Source organism: Hydrogenimonas urashimensis, from assembly GCF_016593255.1.
GTDB lineage: Bacteria > Campylobacterota > Campylobacteria > Campylobacterales > Hydrogenimonadaceae > Hydrogenimonas > Hydrogenimonas urashimensis.
Genome location: NZ_AP023212.1, coordinates 2,102,965 through 2,120,492, shown reverse-complemented (window position 1 = coordinate 2,120,492; position 17,528 = coordinate 2,102,965). Strand labels below are relative to the sequence as shown.

Below are 17,528 nucleotides of genomic sequence, written 5' to 3'. Positions count from 1 at the left end.
TTCGTTTTGAGATAGTGCAATTGTAGGCGCTTATTGTGTAACCAATGTGCAAGAAGTTTCCATATTTTTTACACACTCCTTTTCTATACTGTGTATATCGAAGAAAAAAAGGATAAAAAATGCGACAAGAAGAACATGCTACAGGGAAACATTCTTCCCACTCTGCGATGGGCCATAGACACCATATGGAAGAGATGAAACGGAGGTTCATCGTCTCGGTCATCGTCACCGTCCCGATACTTGTCCTTTCGCCTATGATCCAGGGGTGGTTCGGTTTCTCTCTCCAGATTCCCTATCGCGAAGCGATCATCTTCATCCTTTCGACATTCGTCTATATCTATGGCGGCAAACCTTTTCTTTCCATGACGATCGAAGAGATCAAATCCAAAAAACCCGGCATGATGACGCTTATTTCAATGGCAATCAGTGTCGCCTACTTCTATTCGGCCATGTCACTCGTCATGCCGGGCGGCAAAGAGTTCTTCTGGGAACTGGCGACCCTGATCGACATTATGCTGATCGGCCACTATATCGAAGCCAAAAGCGTACTGGGAGCCGCCAACGCATTGCAGGATCTGGTCAAAATGATGCCCAAAACCGCCATGCGTGTCTCACCGGACGGTACGCTCAAAGAGGTAAGTGTGGACGTTCTGCACAAAGGTGATACGATACTGGTGCGCCCCGGCGAAAAAATTCCGGCCGACGGTCGGGTCGTCGAAGGCGAAAGCATGACCGACGAAGCCTTCCTGACCGGCGAATCAAAACCCGTTTACAAAAAAGTGGGCAGCGATGTCTTCATGGGAAGCACCAACCTCGACGGGGCTATGCGTATCACGATCACCAAGAGCGGCAAAGAGAGTTATCTCTCCCAGGTCATCGAATTGGTCAAAGAGGCGCAGTCGAGCAGATCCAAAACACAAGATCTCGCCAACAAGGCAGCGGGATGGCTTTTTTACGGGGCTGTCGGTACGGGTGCCGTCACCTTCGCTGTATGGTCCGCGATCGCATCACCGATGGATGCGGTGCTTAGGAGTGTCACTGTTCTCATTATCGCCTGCCCCCATGCACTGGGGCTGGCAGTCCCACTGGTCGTGGCCATATCGACTTCTTTGGCAGCCAAACGGGGAATTCTGATCAGAAACCGCCAGGCGTTCGAAACACTGCGCACCATCGATGCCATCTGTTTCGACAAAACCGGAACAATCACCGAAGGGCGGCTGGATGTTTCGGATGTGATCGCAAAAGATGACAAATCAAAGCTGCTGGCAATGGCCGCGGCAATCGAACAAAATTCCGAGCACATCATCGCAAAAGCGATCGTGAATCACGCCAAGGAGGCGGGTATCACACCCCAAACAGCCGAAAATTTCATGGCATTTCCGGGCATCGGAGCCAAAGCGAGCGTCCAGGGTCATACCGTTATGGTGGGCGGACCGCAGCTTCTTTCCAAAGAGTCTCTGAAGCTTCCCGAGACCTTGAAATCCTTCGAATCGAGCGAATCGACGAAGGTTTGGGTGGCCGTTGACGGCGAAGTCATCGGAGTCATTCTCCTGACCGATTCCATCCGCGAAACCTCTGTCGAGGCAATCGCCGCATTGAAAGAACTGGGTATCGAAACGTGGATGCTCACCGGTGACAACGAAGCCGTGGCACGTGAAGTGGCCGAAACATGCGGTATCGACCACTACCGGGCCAATCTTCTGCCAGACGAGAAGCTGCGGTTGATTCGTAAGATTCAACAGGATGGCAAAACCGTCGCCATGGTGGGAGACGGTATCAACGACGCCCCATCACTCCTGACGGCCGATATCGGCATCGCCATCGGTGCCGGGACCGATATCGCCATCGAAAGTGCCGACATCATCCTGACCCAAAGCGATCTGATGAGCGTGGTTCACGCCATCAGACTCTCGCTGGCCACGACGAAAAAGATGGTGCAGAACCTCTGGTGGGCGAGCGGCTACAATATCGTAGCGATACCCCTGGCCGCCGGCGTCATGGCCCCGTGGGGCGTCATCATCGACCCCGCCGTCGGCGCGATTTTGATGTCTGTCAGCACCGTCGTCGTAGCACTCAACGCCCAACTGCTAAAAAAAGCGTAAAAGGAGCAATCATGATTGACAAGTCCGATAAAAAACAATATCCGACCAAGCATGAATGCCGCAATCCCCAACAAGCCGAAAATCCGGTGTGTCCCCAATGCGGCAAAGCTGCCCAAACCGTGCCTGCCGTCACACTCAAATACCTTCTCAAGTCCGAGGCGAAAGCCGCACTGGAAACGCTGGAAGGTTTCCGCTTCTGCAAAACCTCGGAATGCGGCGTCGTCTATTTCCGTGATGACATCATTCTGTGGGAAGATGACCTCACGGTACCCGTAGGCATCAAGGAAGGCACCATACCCGCAATGCTCTGCTACTGTTTCGGCTGGAGCCGTGAAAAGATGGCCGACGAGATAGCCCGCACCGGAAAAAGCCACGCATTGGAAGAGATCAAAGCGAGGATAAAAGATTCGGGATGCTGTTGCAAGATTCTCAATCCAAGCGGCCGATGCTGTCTTGCCGACATCGAACTGGCCCTCGACACGGTATAATGAACGACACCCGATCCATGCTTACGATAAAGGAAAGGAGTTGACAGATGAAAAAAATGGTTCTTGTTGCAATGATTGCACTCTCCAGCCTCTTTGCCGCAGATTTCGAATGGGCAAAAAGTTATGAAAATGCCAAACAGATAGCTGCAAAAGAGAACAAACTTGTTTTTGTCATGTTTTCTCAGGAGACGTGTCGGATGTGCAACTATATGAAAGAGAAAGTCTTCGAAGATGAAGATCTGGCCAACTTCATTGCGTTGCATTTCGTTCCAGTCGATATCGATATCAACAAAGAAAAGATTCCCGAAGGCTTCAGGGTAATGGGTACTCCCACTTTTTATATCGTAAAACCTGACGGCGAACATGTCGGTCGTGCCATTATCGGAGGAGCAAAAGCCAAACCATTCATGCATAGACTTGAAAGCTACCTGAAGCGTTGAAACCAATCCTACAAAAAGTGGTCTGCCCACATCATTCGACGATGGGCAGAGGTTTGCATTCCGGGCAATTTTTGATATGAGCCATGATATGGTGGGCGATTGCGTAGCCGTGATTGAGCCCAAGAGCGATCGAACCGCCGGACTCCTGGGTAATGTCCCCCGCGACATAAAGCCCGGGAATGTCGGTCATGTAGTTTTCGTCGTGCACCGGTTTGCCGTCTTCGACGCGAATGCCGGAACTTTGTAGAAAACCGCTCGGGGTCGTGCCCCCGATGGCATAGATCACACGGTCGAAAGTTTCCGGATCTCTCTCTGTAAACAGAACGCGTACTTTCCCATCTTCCGACTCTTCCAGCCCCTCGATGTCGACACCAAGATAGGGACGCACTTCCCCATGGGCGATGGCGTTGGCTATATCGCGCTGGTTGGTGGGATTGGCACGACGAAACGTCTGACGACGGTAACAGATGGTGACATCGTTTTTGTGCGCAAGATCGACGGCGTATTCGATCGCCGAGTCGCCACCACCCACCACCAACACTTTCTCTCCAAGGCCACAGGCATCAAGGGTATAGTGCACCCGTTTGCGTATCGATGGCGGGATTTTGTAATCGGGTTTGTTGGGCTTGCCCATGCGACCGATCGTGACGACCACATAACGGCTTTTGATCGCCCCACCGGGGACGATCACTTCGAAGTGGTCATCCTTCTTGACGATCTTCTGCACCTCCGTGTGGGTGCGAAGCTCCACCGAGTGATGGTCGAGTACCTGGTCGAAAAAATCGAGGGTGCTCTCCTTGGTGCCGTCGACGAAATAGATGTTGCCGTCCAGCTCCACCTTCTGCCCTTTCCAATCCTTATCGACCCGTTTGTTGTCTTTGTAGTATTTGCGAATCGTGGCGTTGTGGTTCTCGTCTTTTTCCAGCAGCAGAATATCCCGGATTCCCAATATGTAACTCTCGACCGCCGTCGCGATCCCCGCCGGCCCGGCCCCTACGATGACCAGATTGTGCATTTTTTCATCCATCTGCAATCCTTCTTTACGTTCGATACCCTAATTATATATCAAAACCAGAACCTCACGCCGGCGACGAAGCGGGTATCTTCTTTCATGCCATAGACCTTTTTTGTGTCTCCAAACCCGTTGAGATACTCCACCCCCACATAGGGGGCGAATTCCCGGACGAACTCGTAACGCAGACGCAATCCCATCGCCAGTAATGAGAAGCCCGAGCCGATGCCAAGAGCAGGCACATCGTCGCTGTAGGCTTCCATCTCGATACGGGGCGTGAGGATCAGCCGCTGGGTCAGCAGCGCTTCGTACTCGAAATCGAAATTGACCCCGACCGCTTCGTCCGAAATTTTGAGGCGAATACGGGTATCGATGAAATAGGGGGCCAGCCCCTGGATCGCCAATACGCCCCAAACCTTGCGCTCACTCCCTGCCGTATCCATCTCCAGGCCTCCCTGCAGGTCCCAAAACGGGGTGACGGCACGGCTGTAGAGCAGTTCGTTCTCGCTCTCCGTTTCGTCACTCTGTACCGCCCCTTCGGAGTAGAAGTAGATTTTGTCGATGTCGTAGCCTGCATAGGCGGCAACGTCCCAGGCGACGGGATCGCCGTCGGTCGCCTGCCACTCCAGGCGGTCGGCAAGCAGCGTGGCTCTGAGGGGATCGTCGTTCATCTCGGCGAAAAGCGATGCGGCCAGCATCGTCGAAATCAGCAGCTTTTTCATCACACCACCTCCACTTTTCTGAACATGCCGAGCATGTGGTAGAGCATGTGGCAGTGGTAAGCCCAGCTCCCTCGGGCGTCGACGGTGACGCGATAGCTGATTTTCGCCCCAGGTTGGACAAGGACCGTATGTTTGCGAACCAGTCGGGTATCGTCTCCGGTCTCCAGGTCGCTCCACATACCGTGCAGGTGCATCGGGTGGGGCATCATCGTATCGTTGATGAAGGTGATGCGCAGCCGCTCGCCGTAGTGAAATCGCAGCGGCTGGGCGTCGGCGTATTTGATGCCGTTGATCGCCCAGATGTAGCGCTCCATATTGCCCGTCAGGTGCAGCACGATCTCCCGGTCGGGCTTCGGGTCGTCGGCGGTGGAGCGGTAGTTGCGCAAGTCGGCGTAGGTGAGCACCCGCCGCCCGTTGTGGCGCAGCCCCACGCCCGGGTCGTCCAGGCGGTAGCGGGGATCCATCGCCGTCATCGTCCATGCGACCCCTTTTCGCATCGGCAGCGGCGTGACGGGCCACGGGGTTTTGTGGGGCATATCCATCTTCATCTTCCCATGGTCCATCTTCATCGTTTCATGGCTCATGCCGCCGGTGGATCTCCAGCCACCCATGCCCATGTCCGCCATCGTCAAGGATTGCGGCTTCTCCATCGGGGGCCGTTTCGCCCGGACGCCGTTTCGACTCGAAAGGGTGCCCCCGACAAATCCCGAGCGGTCGATGCTCTGGGCGAAGAGGCAGTAGCTCCCCTCTTCGGGTTCGACGATGACATCGTAACTCTCCGCCACGGCGATACGGAATTCCTCCACATCCACCGGCTGCACCGGGTTGCCGTCGGCTGCCACGACGCGCATTTTCAGCCCAGGAATGCGCACGTCGAAGATGGTCATCGCCGATTGGTTGATGAAGCGCAGCCGCACCTTTTCGCCGGGTCTGAAAAGGGCGTGCCAATCCTGGGCATCGGTGCGGCCGTTCATCAAAAAGGTATAGGTGTAGGCGGTGACGTCGGAGAGATCCCTATCACTCATACGCATCTCGTTCCACATCTTACGGGCTTTGAAGGCTTCGACGAACCCTTTTTCGGCCACTTCGTGAAAGAAGTCTCCGACGGTTCGCTGGTTGAAGTTGTAGTAGTCGCTCTGGATTTTGAGTTTCCGATAGATCGATTCGGGCTTTTCGTCGCTCCAGTCCGAAAGGGCAATCACATAGTCCCGGTCGTATTCGAAGGGTTCGTCACCGGGATTTCGTGGAAGAATGACCAACGCTCCATGCAGCCCGGTCTGCTCCTGGAATCCGCTGTGGGAGTGGTACCAGTAGGTGCCGTGCTGCTTTACCTTGAAACAGTAGGTGAAGGTTTCACCCGGTGCGATCCCGTCGAAACTGATGTCGGGAACCCCGTCCATCTCCGGCGGCAGGATGATGCCGTGCCAGTGGATGGAGGTGGAGACGGGCAGGCGGTTGGTGACGTGGATCGTAACCTCTTCCCCTTCCCGCCATACCAGCGTGGGCCCGGGCATCGTCCCATTGACCGTCGTGGCGATGGCGGGTTTGCCGGTGATGTTCACGACCGTCCGGTCGATGGTCAGGTGAAACGTGTTGCCCTTCAGGATCGAAGGGCTGCCTGTGGTGGCACCGATCCCATCATTCTCTCCACCATCGGCGAGAGAGCGTGTCGGAGACACGCCATATAAGAGTGTCGCCACGGCAGCACTTTGCAAAAAGGTTCTTCTTGTCATTTTCGACATCGATTGACTCCTGTACGTGATTATTTGCAATGTTATCCAGATTATGTGGAAGATGTGTGTACATCCATTCCACACTCTTTGCACGTCCAATCCTTACAATGGCACCGAGAAAACCCATTCGAAAGGATCGAAAAATGCAAAACAAAATCAAAACGGTGCTCGTCGCCATGGTAGCAGCGGCCATAACCCTCCATGCGGCAGCTTTTCAAAAAGAGGTGAAATACCGGTCGATGAAAGTGGTAATGATTTCCGACAAGCCGCTGACGGTGGGAAACAACCACTTGAAACTCGAAGTTCTCAAAAGCGGAAAACCCCTTCAAAACGCCAAAGTGGCACTGAAAATCTTCATGCCCGCCATGCCGGGCATGCCCTACATGGAGAGCAAAACCATCGCCAAACCAACAGGAGGCGGTACGTATGAAGCCACCTTCAACGCCGCGATGGGCGGTACCTGGCAGGTGCATATCTTTATCACCACACCGGCGAGCAAGAAGTATCGCCTCAAAACCTCTCTGAATCTGTAGGCCAATGATGCGACCGCTTCTATTCTGGCTGCTTTTCGCCCTTTTCGCGGAGGCAACGACGTTGCGGCAGCTCATCGATTCGGCATTGGCGAAGCACCCGAGCCTGCAAGCCATCGAAGAGCGCATCGCCGCCAGCGACTATGCGCTGAAGCGGGCGAAAAATTTCGACAATCCTCTGCTGGGACTCTCCGTCAACAATCTTCGCCTCGACGACTTCACCAACCGCTCTTTGGAGCCGATGCAGACCCAGGCCGTCACGATCACCCAGAAGTTTCCGTGGTTCGGCAAGCGTGACGCGAAAGAGGCGATCGAAGCGGCGAAGAAGGCCATGCTGTTTGCCACGAAAGAGGCGGCGGAAGCGGTGCTGGTGTCACGCATCCGACAAACGGCGTACGATCTGTGGAAAATCGACCGCCTTATCGATTTGACGAAAAAGACGATGGCACTGACGCGCCAAAACGTCGATCTTTACGAAGCCTACACCGCATCGGGCGAATCGGGCAAAGCCCATATGGGCATCATGTCGGCCGAGCTGGTGCTCACCCGCCTGCGCGTAACGCTTGCGAAGCTGCGTGCCGAGCGTTCGAAGCGTCTGGCGCTGCTGTCGTACCTGGCTTTTCAAAAAATCGACGATCTGCGCATCGACCTGCCCCAAAAAGCGCTACCGAGCCTCGACAGACTGATAAAACGCATCGATCGCAGTCCCGACCTGCAAACCCGAATCGCCCAGAAAGCGATCGTCGACAAAAGGTTGGCTTTCGACAAACTTCGTACCGCCATCGATCCGGTCGTCAAAGTGGGCTACTATCACCGCGAATCCTACGAAGACTACCTCTCCGTCGGGGTCGGTTTCGCCCTGCCCATCTACGGAACGGAACGAAGTATCGTCGAGGAGCGGCGAGCCAGACTTCTGGCACGACAAAGCGAGGTGATCGATACCCGCCAAAAACTGCTGGCCGAACTGGAAAAACTCCACGCCAAAGCCCGGAGCGCATCGGAAGTGGCACGGCTCATAGAAAAAGAGAGCCTCCCGAAGATCGACCATATGTTCGATCTGATCCGCTCCGACATCGCCGCCGGCGGTGATCTGTATAAATTCGTCGACCTTGTCGAACAGAAGCTGAATCTTCAGGCGCAAATGATCGAAGCGAAGGCCGACTACTACCGTACCGTGGCGCAAATCGACGCCACTTTGGGAGAAAAACGATGAAAAAATGGCTGATAGGAACCTTGCTGTTGCCCCTGTCGCTGCTGGCCGAACAGCCGAGCGTGGAGCAGCTTTTCAATGTCCAAACGACGCAGGTGAAAAAAGAGACGATCCGATTTTCCAAAACCTTCTACGGCCTCTTCGTCGCCGACGAAGAGCGAATCGTCAACGTATCGCCGAGATTCGACGGCTATGTGGTGAAGCTTTACAAAAAGAGCCTCTATGCACCCGTCAAACGGGGCGAACCTCTCGCCAAAGTCTATGCACCGGCTGTCTTCAAAGCCAAGGAAGAGTACCTAAACGCCCTGCGCTACGCCAAAAAAGCGCCGGCCAGGGGGATGGTCGCCAGTGCCAGACGCAAACTGCAACTGCTTGGCGTTTCCAAATCCGAAATCGACCGGGTGAAGCGCCACCGCAAGGCCGACCCGCTGACGCAGATCTATGCACCGGCCAACGGCTATCTTTTCGAAAAGCATATCCTCGAAGGTGGCGCCTTCAAATCCAAATCGCCGCTCTTTCGCATTGTGGGGCTCTCGCGCATTCGCGTCGAAGCCAAAGTGAGCGAATCCGACATCGTGCCGGTGATGCAGGCCAAAAGCTTTCGCATCACCACCCGGAGCCTGCCCAAGACCTTCGTGGGAAAACACCCCTATCTCTATCCGCGCATCGAGCCCGAAACGGCGCTCGCGACGGTGCGGCTGGATGTGGCCAACCCTGAAAAGAGGTTGATTCCGGGTATGTTCGCCACCGTCCGTGCCGAAACGGCCCCCAAAACGGTGCTGGTACTGCCCAGAACCGCCGTGATACGCAAAATGGGGCGGTGGTTCGTCTTCAAAGCCGGGGAGTTCGAAGGGGAGTACGAACCCGTCGAGGTGACGGTGCGCCCCATCGATCACGATCGGTTCGCTATCCTTTCTGGTGTGAAAGAGGGGGACGAAGTGGTCAACAAAGCCCTTTTCCTGATTGACAGTGACGCGCAGATCAACGGGTTGTTCCAATGATTGAAAAAATTATCGATTTTAGCGTTAAAAACGCCTTTTTGATCCTGATGGCGACCCTTTTCGCCGTCGGCGCCTCGATCTGGGCGGTGCGCCATACGCCGCTGGATGCCCTACCCGACCTTTCGCCGCCCCAGGTGATCGTCGAAGTGAAGTGGAAGGGCCAGAGCCCCAACATCATCGAGGAGCAGGCCACCTATCCGCTGGTGAGCAAATTTCTCTCCATCGCCGACATCGAGACGGTGCGCGGCTTTTCGACCTACGAAAACGCCCTCATCTACATTATCTTCAAAGAGGGCACCGACCTCTACTGGGGACGCAGCCGGGTGCTGGAACAGTTGGCGGCGATTCAGAGTGCTTTGCCGCAGGGGGTCGAAGTCTATTTGGGGCCCGATGCTTCCGGTGTGGGATGGGTCTACGAATATGCGCTGGTTTCGAAGACGAAAAACTTGGCCCAGCTGCGCACTTTGCAGGACTACACCCTCAAATACGCCCTGATGGGTGTCGACGGTGTCAGCGACGTCGCCAGCGTCGGCGGTTTCGTACCGACCTGGCAGGTGACGGTCGACAACGACGCGCTGGTTTCTCACAACCTCTCCATCGCCGACGTTACCCGCGCCATCCGGGCCAACAACAACGACACCGGCGGGCGTATCGTCATCCAGAACGGCTACGAATGGATGGTGCAGGCAAGAGGGTATCTCAAAAACGCGGAGGATATCCGAAAACTGGTGGTGGCGCAGCATGTCGGTGTACCGGTGACCATCGCAGATATCGGCCGGGTGGAGGTGCTGCCGGCCCCCCGTCGTGGCGTGGCCGATCTCAACGGCCAGGGCGAAGTGGTGGGCGGTATCGTCATGGTCAGATATGGCGAAGACGCCTACCGCGTCATCCAGAATGTCAAAAAGCGGCTCGAAGAGATCCGCCCGGAGGGGGTGGAGATCGTCGAAACGTACGACCGAAGCAGCCTCATCGAAAAGGCGCTCGAGACCCTCAAAAGCACGCTGGTCGAGGAGAGCCTCATCGTCATCGCCGTGATCGCGCTCTTTCTGGTGCACCTGCGCAGTTCACTCATCGTCCTGATCGTCCTTCCGCTGACGGTGGGGCTGACTTTTTTGTTGATGAAACTTTTCGGCATCGGTAGCAACATCATGAGCCTGGGCGGTATCGCCATCGCCATCGGCGCCATGGTCGACGCCAGCATCGTGATGATCGAAAACGCTCACAAGGCGATTCACAAAATCGAAGCGCAAAAAGGATCCATCACACCGGCGGAACGAAAAGCCGCCATCCTCTCCGCCGCCAAAACCGTAGGACGCCCTATCTTCTTCGCCCTGGCGCTGGTAGTGGTCTCCTTTCTGCCCATCTTCGCGCTCTTGGGGCAGGAGGGGCTGCTCTTTTCGCCGCTGGCTTTCACGAAAACCTTCGCGATGACGGTAGGGGCGGTGCTGGCGGTGACACTGGTGCCGGTGCTGATGGTCTGGTTCGTCCGCGGGAAGATTCCCAGCGAAAACAAAAACCCGATCAACCGCTTTTTCATCTGGCTCTACCATCCGCTGCTGACGTTTGGCATGAAACTCAAATACCTCGTCATCCTCGCCGCCCTCATGCTGCTGGTCTGGATGGTGCCCGTCTATGAAAAACTCAAATGGGAGTTCATGCCGCCGCTGAACGAACAGACGTTGATGTACATGCCCGTCACTCCCTATGGCATCAGCGTCGACTTGAGCAAGCAGATCACCCAGAAAACCGACAAGATCATCAAGAGCTTCCCGGAAGTTCAGACGGTCTTCGGCAAAGGGGGACGTGCCGACACCGCCACCGACCCAGCACCCTTGGGGATGCTGGAGACCATCATCACCTTCAAGCCAAAAGAGCAGTGGCGCGAAGGAATGACCTTCGACAAATTGCGCCAGGAACTCGAAGATGCGCTGCAAATCCCCGGCCTCGTCAACTCCTGGACCTATCCGATCCGAGGACGTATAGATATGCTGCTCAGCGGTATCCGCACGCCGCTTGGCATCAAGCTCTATGGTGATGATATTAAAACATTGCAACACATCGGCCAGACGATCGAAACAAAACTGCGAAGCCTGGATACCACGATGTCCGTCTTCGCCGACCAGTCGGACGCGGGCTATTTCATCGACATCGACATCGACGAGGCGGCGATCGCGAGGTATGGCATCTCCAAAGAGGAGGTCCTTGCCTACACCCAAAGCGCCATCGGGGGTAAGCGCGTTTCGACGATGATCCACGGACTGGAGCGCTATCCCATCGCCGTGCGTTTCGAAGAGGAAGACCGCCGCGACTTGGAGGTAATACGGAACATCCAGATCAAAACACCGTTAGGCTTCGTCCCCCTAGGCCACCTGGCGAAGGTGTACTACCAGGAGAGCGCCTCGGTCATCAAGACCGAAATGGCCAAACCGGTCACCTTCATCTACATCACCCCCAAAGAGGGCATCAGCGCCGCCGAATACCAACGACAGGCGCAAAAAGCGCTTAGAGGTCTGAAGCTGCCGGTGGGCTACTACTACGAATGGGCGGGGCAGTCGGAGTACCTCCAGAGCGCGATGGAGCGGATCAAGTGGATCGCCCCGACGGTGCTGCTGGTGATTCTGGTGCTCATCTATTTCGCGCTCAAGAAGGTGGTGCCGACGCTGATCGTCTTTTTCACCCTGCCGTTTGCGATGCTGGGCGGCCTGCTCTACATCGATTGGCTGAACTTCAACATGAGTGTCGCCGTCATCGTCGGTTTCCTGGCACTACTGGGCGTTGCGGCGGAGACGGCGATCGTCATGATCGTCTACCTGCAGGAAAGCGTGGAAGAACGGTTGGCACGCGACGGCGAACTGACCCGGCAAACCCTCAAAGCGGCGATCTTCGAAGGCGCGGTGCAGCGGGTGCGACCCAAACTGATGACGGTCTTCGCCATCCTCGCGGGCCTGCTTCCCATCATGTACCACCACGGTGTGGGCAGCGAAGTGATGCAGCGCATCGCCGCCCCGATGATCGGCGGTATCGTCAGCTCGGCGGTGCTGAGTCTGCTGATCATCCCGATTCTCTATCAGATGTATGCAAAGAGGAAGATAGAAGAAAGTTTATAGGGCACTTCTAAAAACCCATGCCCGCCATAGCTTTGCAAGCTTTTGCGCAGACAAGGCACCGCGACGCAGGACTGGCCAAAGCCAATTCAAGGAGCGGCAACGCCGGCTGCGTGAAAGCTTGCAAAGCCCGCAGGGAAGGCAAATAGAGTGCCATCTTTCGTAGAAGCTCTCCTCGAGTTACCTTCGGGGAGCCCTTCGTCGACCTTCTACGAAATCTGATGTTCTCTTTGCCTTCTATGGCGGGCATGGGTTTTTAGAAGTGCCCTATAGTTTTGGTTCTATATTTAGAGGTCTATTTTAAACATTTGTTCAACGGACCAAAGATACACTACTATTAAAAAATTTAATATCAGGATATTTCATGGCAAGTTGTCCCATATCCAACGAGCGCGTCAACGAAAGAGTCGCCCGCATTGTCGGAGGGCTGGTTTTCGTGGCAGCATTGAGCTTCATGTTCCATCCTTCATTGCCATGGTTGGTACTTTTGGTTGTCGATTTTTCGGCTCGCTCTTTTTACAGGCCCTACAGCCTCTTCGCCCAAATGGCACTGCCGGTCGCCAAGCGACTTGGTGCACCGCAAATCGTCGATGCGGCACCGAAAATTTTTGCCGCTCGCATCGGCCTGGCCATGGCTGCCACGGCAATGGCACTGTATCTTGCAGGTTACCTTTCTGCAGCGGCGGCAATCATGGCTATCATGCTCATATGCGCCTTTTTCGAAGCGGCGTTTGGCTACTGCGTGGGATGCAAATTCTACACCATCTATAGAAAACTGGCAGGATGACGACATGGAAATTTTGTGGCAATTCGGTACGGCTCTTTGGGAGCTGACAGGGGCGATGGCGCCCTATATTCTGTTCGGGCTCTTTTTTGCGGGCGTCCTGCATGAATTGGTCCCGGGCGATTTCATTCAGAAACATCTGGGGCACGACAATGTTCTCTCCGTTTTGAAGGCCACGATTTTCGGGATTCCACTCCCAGTCTGCTCCTGTGGGGTGATACCGCTTGCAGCGGCATTGAGAAAAGAGGGTGCCAGCCGTGGAGCGGTACTCAGTTTTCTCATATCGACTCCCATTACAGGCATCGATTCCATTCTGGCGACATTTGGAATGTTCGGATGGCTCTTCACCCTCTACCGCATCATCAGTTCCATCGTCATCGCTTTTGCGGCCGGGGTTTTAAGCAATCTCTTCACAATGGAGGAAGTATCCCAAAAGAGCGAAAAAAATCTCTCGGGCATGACACCTGTTTTTCAAACCGGCGTATCCTCTGCGGGCAACCGGCCGATGATGTTTTCGGCCCAAACACGACAGATGAGTAAAACGGAAGGCGGCTGCGACTGCAATGGCTCATGCAAAAGTACGCCAACGGTAAAATTTTCTCTCCATAACGCGCTTCGATACGGTTTCGTAACCCTGCTGGGAGATATCGCCAAACCGCTGCTGTGGGGGCTTTTGATCGGTGCGGCAATCACGGTGGCGATTCCCGAAGATATCGGCGCATGGCTTTCGAACTATACATGGCTCGGATACCTAATCGTCATCGCTATCGCGGTCCCGATGTACGTCTGTGCCACGGCGAGTCTGCCTATTGCGGCCTCGTTGGTTCTTGGCGGTGTGAGTCTGGGGGCCGCTTTCGTCTTTCTAAGCGCCGGTCCCGCCACCAATACCGTTACAATGGGTGTGGTCAAAAAGATGCTGGGAAACCGGGCGCTGTCTATTTATACATCTACCATCGTCGCGGGTTCGATTCTGTTCGGCCTCACCATCGACTGGTTTTTCGGCTCGATGCAGATCGATCCCCGTTCCGTCGTGCATATAAGCGAAAAGATGGGAATCGTCGCCATCGCTTCATCCATCCTGCTGTGGGGATTGATTCTCTGGTTCATCGTCAAACCGTGGATTGTTAACAAACCTGAATGTGAAGGGGAAAGCTGTTGTGGTTCATGAACTTAAAATTTATTTGAAATCTTTCTTAAATTGACAGCGATTTGCTAAAAGGATACAATCGGTCTATGAATGATTCAGCAAGAGGAGCAGGCGTGAAACGTTTCGTAAAATATTTGCTGCTGATGGCACTCTTCGTCAATGCGGCACACGCCTACTTCATCGCGGCCGAAGAGAGGTGCCATCATGAAACGGTGCAAACGTATGTCATGGAGGTGGACCATGGAAGCGATTGCGGCGACCTGTGCGATTTTCACCATATGTTTCATCTTCAGGCCATTCCTCTCACACCGGTGGTGATGCTATCTAGATTTTCCAACAGATTGGAACTTCCGGAATACAAAGACCCCTGTACCTTCCCACTCCACGACCCCTCCTACCGACCTCCTATAACTTTGTGATTACTTTCATTTAACTTGAAAACCGCGTCTTTTAAGATGCGGATAAACGAGTCGCCAATCTCTATTCGATTCCCTATCGATAAATCGATGTCACTGATATCGCAAATTGAGAGGCAATGATATGAACAACCGACGCAACATTATGTATGTATGAAATAGTGAAGGAACGATCATGGCAAACAGATTCATTGTATTGACAACTCTCCTCTGCATGGAGTCTGCAACACTCTGTATAGCTGAAGGCAACATCACACCGCAAGAACACAACCGCTTCCACAACAGCAACTTTCGTCCCACCATCCGTCTGCAAAAAGCGCGTGCCATGCAAGATCTGGCGGCTATCGACAAAAACGAGGCCAAAACGATCGCACGGAGGGCATGTCCCGGCTCCTCCATAGAGAAGATCGCATTGCGTCATCAAAACAATCTGCTTTACTGGCAGGCGACGACCACCTCGTGCCGGTTGAAAATCGATGCCGTGAACGGCACGATCCTTGAAAAGGAGCGAAAATGAAAACGTGGTTACTTTTATCCATAGGTCTGGTGTCACTTATGGCACAGGATTACCGAACCTTCGAAAAAGAGGTGCTCGAAAAGGCCCCGCAAATCGAAGCGCTTCGCCTCGAAACGGATGTCGCGAAACTGCAAGGCCAAAAGCGTCTGCTCTATGGCAACCCTTCCCTGGAAATCGAAGGGAGCCGTTTCGACGCCGATGAGGGCGGCAGCGACAACGGTTGGCGGGCGGCGATCGCCCAACCCCTTCGGGTGTTGGGGCTTGGAAGCGACCTGCAAGCCTACGCCGACGCGTTGGAAAATATCGCCAAAACCGGTCTGAAACAGGGAATCGCCGGCTTGAAAGTATCGCTTCGTACCCGCTACAGCGACTATGTGTTGGCGGTGCGCCAAAAAGCGCTGATTCAAGAGGCGATCGCCCTGGCCAGGCGGTTGGAGACAATCGCCAAAACCCGTTACGAAGAAGGGGGCGGAACGAAAGCGCGCCTGATGCAGGCGACTCTCGAGCGAATGGAGGCGGAGTCGAAACTTCTGGAGCAGGAGCGTCGCATCCAGGCACGTTACTACGCCCTGCTGGCGGCGGCGCAGACCGTAGAGAAGCCCGAAATCGAAGTCGCTTTTCTCTATCCGATCTCCCGTTCCACGGTGAATGCGACCCCTTCCAACCCTGCGCTCGAGCGCATAGAAGCGGAGGCGAAACGGTTCGATGCGGAGGCGAAGATCGAAGATCGAAGCATAAAAACGTGGCAGATCTTCACCGAATACGATAAAGAGCCCGACCAATCGATCGCGCGTCTGGGAGTTGGCGTCGATCTGCCCCTGTTTAACCGTAATACCCAATCCCGTCAAATCGCGTCGATCCGCGCCCGCCAGAAAAAGCTGGAAGCGGTGCGGTTGCGGCGCACCCAGCGTCAACAAATCGCCTCGCTGCAACGACAGCTTACGACATTGACGAAACGTTACGAAGCGTTACGAAATCAGTTGAAAAAGCAAGAAACCCTGCTGGCTCTCTTTACCGAAGGGTACCGAACGGATCAGATCTCTCTGCTCGATCTGATCCAGACCCAAAAGGGCCTGATTGCAACCAAAACCCGGATGCTCCAAACCGAGTATCTGGCCAATCTCTACCACATCCAAATCGACTATCTGCAAGGAAGACTGAAATGAAAAAGATGATCTCCATCCTATTGGTATCGTTGATAAGCCTTTATGCCCACGAGATCGAAACCGATGTCGCGGTCGAAAAAACGGTGGGCAAGACGGTGCGTACCAACGCCAAAGTGGTGCAACTGAGCAACCAACGCCAGACGATCGTTGCCAGAGTCGCCGGCCATCTGGAAAAGTATTTCGTCCAGCCCGGCGCCGAGGTGAAACGGGGTGACGCGGTGGCGAAAATCAAATCGCTGGCACTCTCCAAAATGACCGCCCGCTATCTGGCGCTTGAAACCAAGCGCCGTTCGGCCGGGGAGCGTCTGGAATCTACCAGAAGGCTCTACGCCAAAGGACTCGCCTCCAGACAGGATCTCAACCGTGAAGCGATGGCGCTCGCCTCTATCGACGCCGAGCTCGATACCTTGAAAAGCCAGCTCACTTCGCTTGGCATCGATGCCGGGCGGCTCGAAAAACCGACCGACACCTTGATCGTCCGCGCCCACATGAGCGGGCGTATCGAAACGCTCCATCTGCCGCTGCATGCCAATTTCGATGCCGAAACCCCCATCGTCTCCCTGGTGCAAAAGAGCGGCTACTACGCCATCGCCTACCTCGATGTCGAAGCGGCGCTGCACGCACCCAAAAAGGTGGAAGGGGTTTTCAGTCTTGGCGACGAAAGGTTCGACTGCCGTTATCTGACGTTGATGCCGAGCGTCGATGAAGAGACCCAGCGGGCACAGATGCTTTTCGCCATCGAAAGCGGCTCCAAACCCCTGCTGCTGAATGCCTATGGGCAGATGCAACTGCAGCTGCCCCCTTTCTTGCGCCGCATCGTCGTCAAACGGACGGCACTCACGATGCTGGAGGGCGAATGGGTTGTCTTCGTTCCCGTCAAAGAAGAGAAGGAGGCGCACACCGATCATGCCGAAGAGGCGCATGAACACGAAGTTCACGAAACGCTTCCCTACGAAGCCCGCGTCGTGAAGGTGCTGGGAAGCTTCGGCGACGAAGTGGCCGTCGAGGGCATCGAAGCGGGAGAGAGCTACGTCAGCGACGGCGTCTGGTTTATTAAGTCGATGCTGCTCAAAGAGGCCGTCGGCGAACATGGGCACTGATTTGGCATTGGGCATGGAGATTTGCTTCGCAAATCGGCATAAGGCATAGGTAATTA

The 17,528-nt window shown here is 54.9% G+C and carries 16 protein-coding genes; 13 read left to right on the top strand and 3 right to left on the bottom strand.

Annotated features, from left to right (window positions below; all coding sequences use genetic code 11):
* Positions 1 to 194 precede the first annotated feature (194 nt).
* Genes JMG82_RS10800 through JMG82_RS10790 form a run of 3 tightly spaced genes read left to right on the top strand, consistent with a single transcriptional unit; the run spans position 195 to position 3,030 of the window.
* Complete coding sequence (locus JMG82_RS10800; RefSeq protein WP_201352742.1) at positions 195 to 2,102, top strand: copper-translocating P-type ATPase; 1,908 nt, start codon at positions 195 to 197, stop codon at positions 2,100 to 2,102.
* A gap of 11 nt (positions 2,103 to 2,113) precedes the next feature.
* Positions 2,114 to 2,590: a putative iron-sulfur cluster-binding metallochaperone gene (locus JMG82_RS10795; protein WP_201352741.1), complete on the top strand. Its 477-nt coding sequence runs from the start codon at positions 2,114 to 2,116 to the stop codon at positions 2,588 to 2,590.
* Positions 2,591 to 2,637: 47 nt separating this feature from the next.
* The gene (locus JMG82_RS10790; RefSeq protein ID WP_201352740.1) at positions 2,638 to 3,030 is read left to right on the top strand and encodes a thioredoxin family protein; all 393 of its coding nucleotides are present in this window, start codon (positions 2,638 to 2,640) and stop codon (positions 3,028 to 3,030) included.
* A gap of 31 nt (positions 3,031 to 3,061) precedes the next feature.
* Here the strand turns inward: JMG82_RS10790 and JMG82_RS10785 are convergent, their stop codons facing one another.
* Genes JMG82_RS10785 through JMG82_RS10775 form a run of 3 tightly spaced genes read right to left on the bottom strand, consistent with a single transcriptional unit; the run spans position 3,062 to position 6,506 of the window.
* A complete protein-coding gene (locus tag JMG82_RS10785; protein ID WP_201352739.1) occupies positions 3,062 to 4,057 on the bottom strand; it encodes an NAD(P)-binding domain-containing protein in 996 nt (331 codons plus the stop codon).
* Positions 4,058 to 4,095: 38 nt separating this feature from the next.
* Positions 4,096 to 4,764 carry a copper resistance protein B gene (locus JMG82_RS10780; protein ID WP_201352738.1) on the bottom strand — a complete coding sequence of 223 codons (669 nt, stop codon included), beginning with the start codon at positions 4,762 to 4,764 and terminating at the stop codon, positions 4,096 to 4,098.
* On the bottom strand, positions 4,764 to 6,506 hold the full coding sequence (locus tag JMG82_RS10775; RefSeq protein WP_283242314.1) for a copper resistance system multicopper oxidase: 1,743 nt from the start codon (positions 6,504 to 6,506) through the stop codon (positions 4,764 to 4,766). Before JMG82_RS10775 ends, JMG82_RS10780 begins: the two co-directional genes overlap by 1 nt.
* 134 nt (positions 6,507 to 6,640) lie before the next feature.
* On the opposite strand from JMG82_RS10775, the gene JMG82_RS10770 reads away from it, so the two are divergent.
* From JMG82_RS10770 to JMG82_RS10725, 10 genes are all read left to right on the top strand, one after another.
* Positions 6,641 to 7,030 (top strand): FixH family protein, encoded by a 390-nt coding sequence (locus tag JMG82_RS10770; RefSeq protein WP_201352737.1) that lies wholly within the window; start codon positions 6,641 to 6,643, stop codon positions 7,028 to 7,030.
* Positions 7,031 to 7,034: 4 nt separating this feature from the next.
* Positions 7,035 to 8,240 carry a TolC family protein gene (locus JMG82_RS10765; protein ID WP_201352736.1) on the top strand — a complete coding sequence of 402 codons (1,206 nt, stop codon included), beginning with the start codon at positions 7,035 to 7,037 and terminating at the stop codon, positions 8,238 to 8,240.
* On the top strand, positions 8,237 to 9,238 hold the full coding sequence (locus JMG82_RS10760) for an efflux RND transporter periplasmic adaptor subunit (RefSeq protein WP_201352735.1): 1,002 nt from the start codon (positions 8,237 to 8,239) through the stop codon (positions 9,236 to 9,238). Before JMG82_RS10765 ends, JMG82_RS10760 begins: the two co-directional genes overlap by 4 nt.
* Complete coding sequence (locus JMG82_RS10755) at positions 9,235 to 12,345, top strand: efflux RND transporter permease subunit (protein WP_201352734.1); 3,111 nt, start codon at positions 9,235 to 9,237, stop codon at positions 12,343 to 12,345. The genes JMG82_RS10760 and JMG82_RS10755 overlap by 4 nt, the downstream gene beginning before the upstream one ends.
* 361 nt (positions 12,346 to 12,706) lie before the next feature.
* Positions 12,707 to 13,129, top strand: a complete 423-nt coding sequence (locus JMG82_RS10750) for a DUF4395 domain-containing protein (protein ID WP_201352733.1) — start codon at positions 12,707 to 12,709, stop codon at positions 13,127 to 13,129.
* A gap of 4 nt (positions 13,130 to 13,133) precedes the next feature.
* The gene (locus JMG82_RS10745; RefSeq protein ID WP_201352732.1) at positions 13,134 to 14,294 is read left to right on the top strand and encodes an SO_0444 family Cu/Zn efflux transporter; all 1,161 of its coding nucleotides are present in this window, start codon (positions 13,134 to 13,136) and stop codon (positions 14,292 to 14,294) included.
* A gap of 92 nt (positions 14,295 to 14,386) precedes the next feature.
* Positions 14,387 to 14,692 (top strand): hypothetical protein, encoded by a 306-nt coding sequence (locus tag JMG82_RS10740; protein WP_201352731.1) that lies wholly within the window; start codon positions 14,387 to 14,389, stop codon positions 14,690 to 14,692.
* Between the two features lie 172 nt (positions 14,693 to 14,864).
* Positions 14,865 to 15,206 (top strand): PepSY domain-containing protein, encoded by a 342-nt coding sequence (locus JMG82_RS10735; RefSeq protein WP_201352730.1) that lies wholly within the window; start codon positions 14,865 to 14,867, stop codon positions 15,204 to 15,206.
* On the top strand, positions 15,203 to 16,372 hold the full coding sequence (locus JMG82_RS10730; RefSeq protein WP_201352729.1) for a TolC family protein: 1,170 nt from the start codon (positions 15,203 to 15,205) through the stop codon (positions 16,370 to 16,372). The genes JMG82_RS10735 and JMG82_RS10730 overlap by 4 nt, the downstream gene beginning before the upstream one ends.
* Positions 16,369 to 17,472: an efflux RND transporter periplasmic adaptor subunit gene (locus tag JMG82_RS10725; RefSeq protein WP_201352728.1), complete on the top strand. Its 1,104-nt coding sequence runs from the start codon at positions 16,369 to 16,371 to the stop codon at positions 17,470 to 17,472. The genes JMG82_RS10730 and JMG82_RS10725 overlap by 4 nt, the downstream gene beginning before the upstream one ends.
* Positions 17,473 to 17,528: the final 56 nt, after the last annotated feature.

Excerpts from the sequence above, each read along its gene's own strand:
- JMG82_RS10755 (WP_201352734.1), top strand. The coding sequence starts at position 9,235 with ATGATTGAAAAAATTATCGATTTTAGCGTTAAAAACGCCTTTTTGATC.
- JMG82_RS10780 (WP_201352738.1), bottom strand. The coding sequence starts at position 4,764 with ATGAAAAAGCTGCTGATTTCGACGATGCTGGCCGCATCGCTTTTCGCC.
- JMG82_RS10775 (WP_283242314.1), bottom strand. The coding sequence starts at position 6,506 with ATGTCGAAAATGACAAGAAGAACCTTTTTGCAAAGTGCTGCCGTGGCG.
- JMG82_RS10800 (WP_201352742.1), top strand. The coding sequence starts at position 195 with ATGAAACGGAGGTTCATCGTCTCGGTCATCGTCACCGTCCCGATACTT.
- JMG82_RS10765 (WP_201352736.1), top strand. The coding sequence starts at position 7,035 with ATGATGCGACCGCTTCTATTCTGGCTGCTTTTCGCCCTTTTCGCGGAG.
- JMG82_RS10760 (WP_201352735.1), top strand. The coding sequence starts at position 8,237 with ATGAAAAAATGGCTGATAGGAACCTTGCTGTTGCCCCTGTCGCTGCTG.
- JMG82_RS10795 (WP_201352741.1), top strand. The coding sequence starts at position 2,114 with ATGATTGACAAGTCCGATAAAAAACAATATCCGACCAAGCATGAATGC.
- JMG82_RS10750 (WP_201352733.1), top strand. The coding sequence starts at position 12,707 with ATGGCAAGTTGTCCCATATCCAACGAGCGCGTCAACGAAAGAGTCGCC.
- JMG82_RS10730 (WP_201352729.1), top strand. The coding sequence starts at position 15,203 with ATGAAAACGTGGTTACTTTTATCCATAGGTCTGGTGTCACTTATGGCA.
- JMG82_RS10770 (WP_201352737.1), top strand. The coding sequence starts at position 6,641 with ATGCAAAACAAAATCAAAACGGTGCTCGTCGCCATGGTAGCAGCGGCC.
- JMG82_RS10745 (WP_201352732.1), top strand. The coding sequence starts at position 13,134 with ATGGAAATTTTGTGGCAATTCGGTACGGCTCTTTGGGAGCTGACAGGG.
- JMG82_RS10785 (WP_201352739.1), bottom strand. The coding sequence starts at position 4,057 with ATGGATGAAAAAATGCACAATCTGGTCATCGTAGGGGCCGGGCCGGCG.
- JMG82_RS10790 (WP_201352740.1), top strand. The coding sequence starts at position 2,638 with ATGAAAAAAATGGTTCTTGTTGCAATGATTGCACTCTCCAGCCTCTTT.
- JMG82_RS10725 (WP_201352728.1), top strand. The coding sequence starts at position 16,369 with ATGAAAAAGATGATCTCCATCCTATTGGTATCGTTGATAAGCCTTTAT.
- JMG82_RS10735 (WP_201352730.1), top strand. The coding sequence starts at position 14,865 with ATGGCAAACAGATTCATTGTATTGACAACTCTCCTCTGCATGGAGTCT.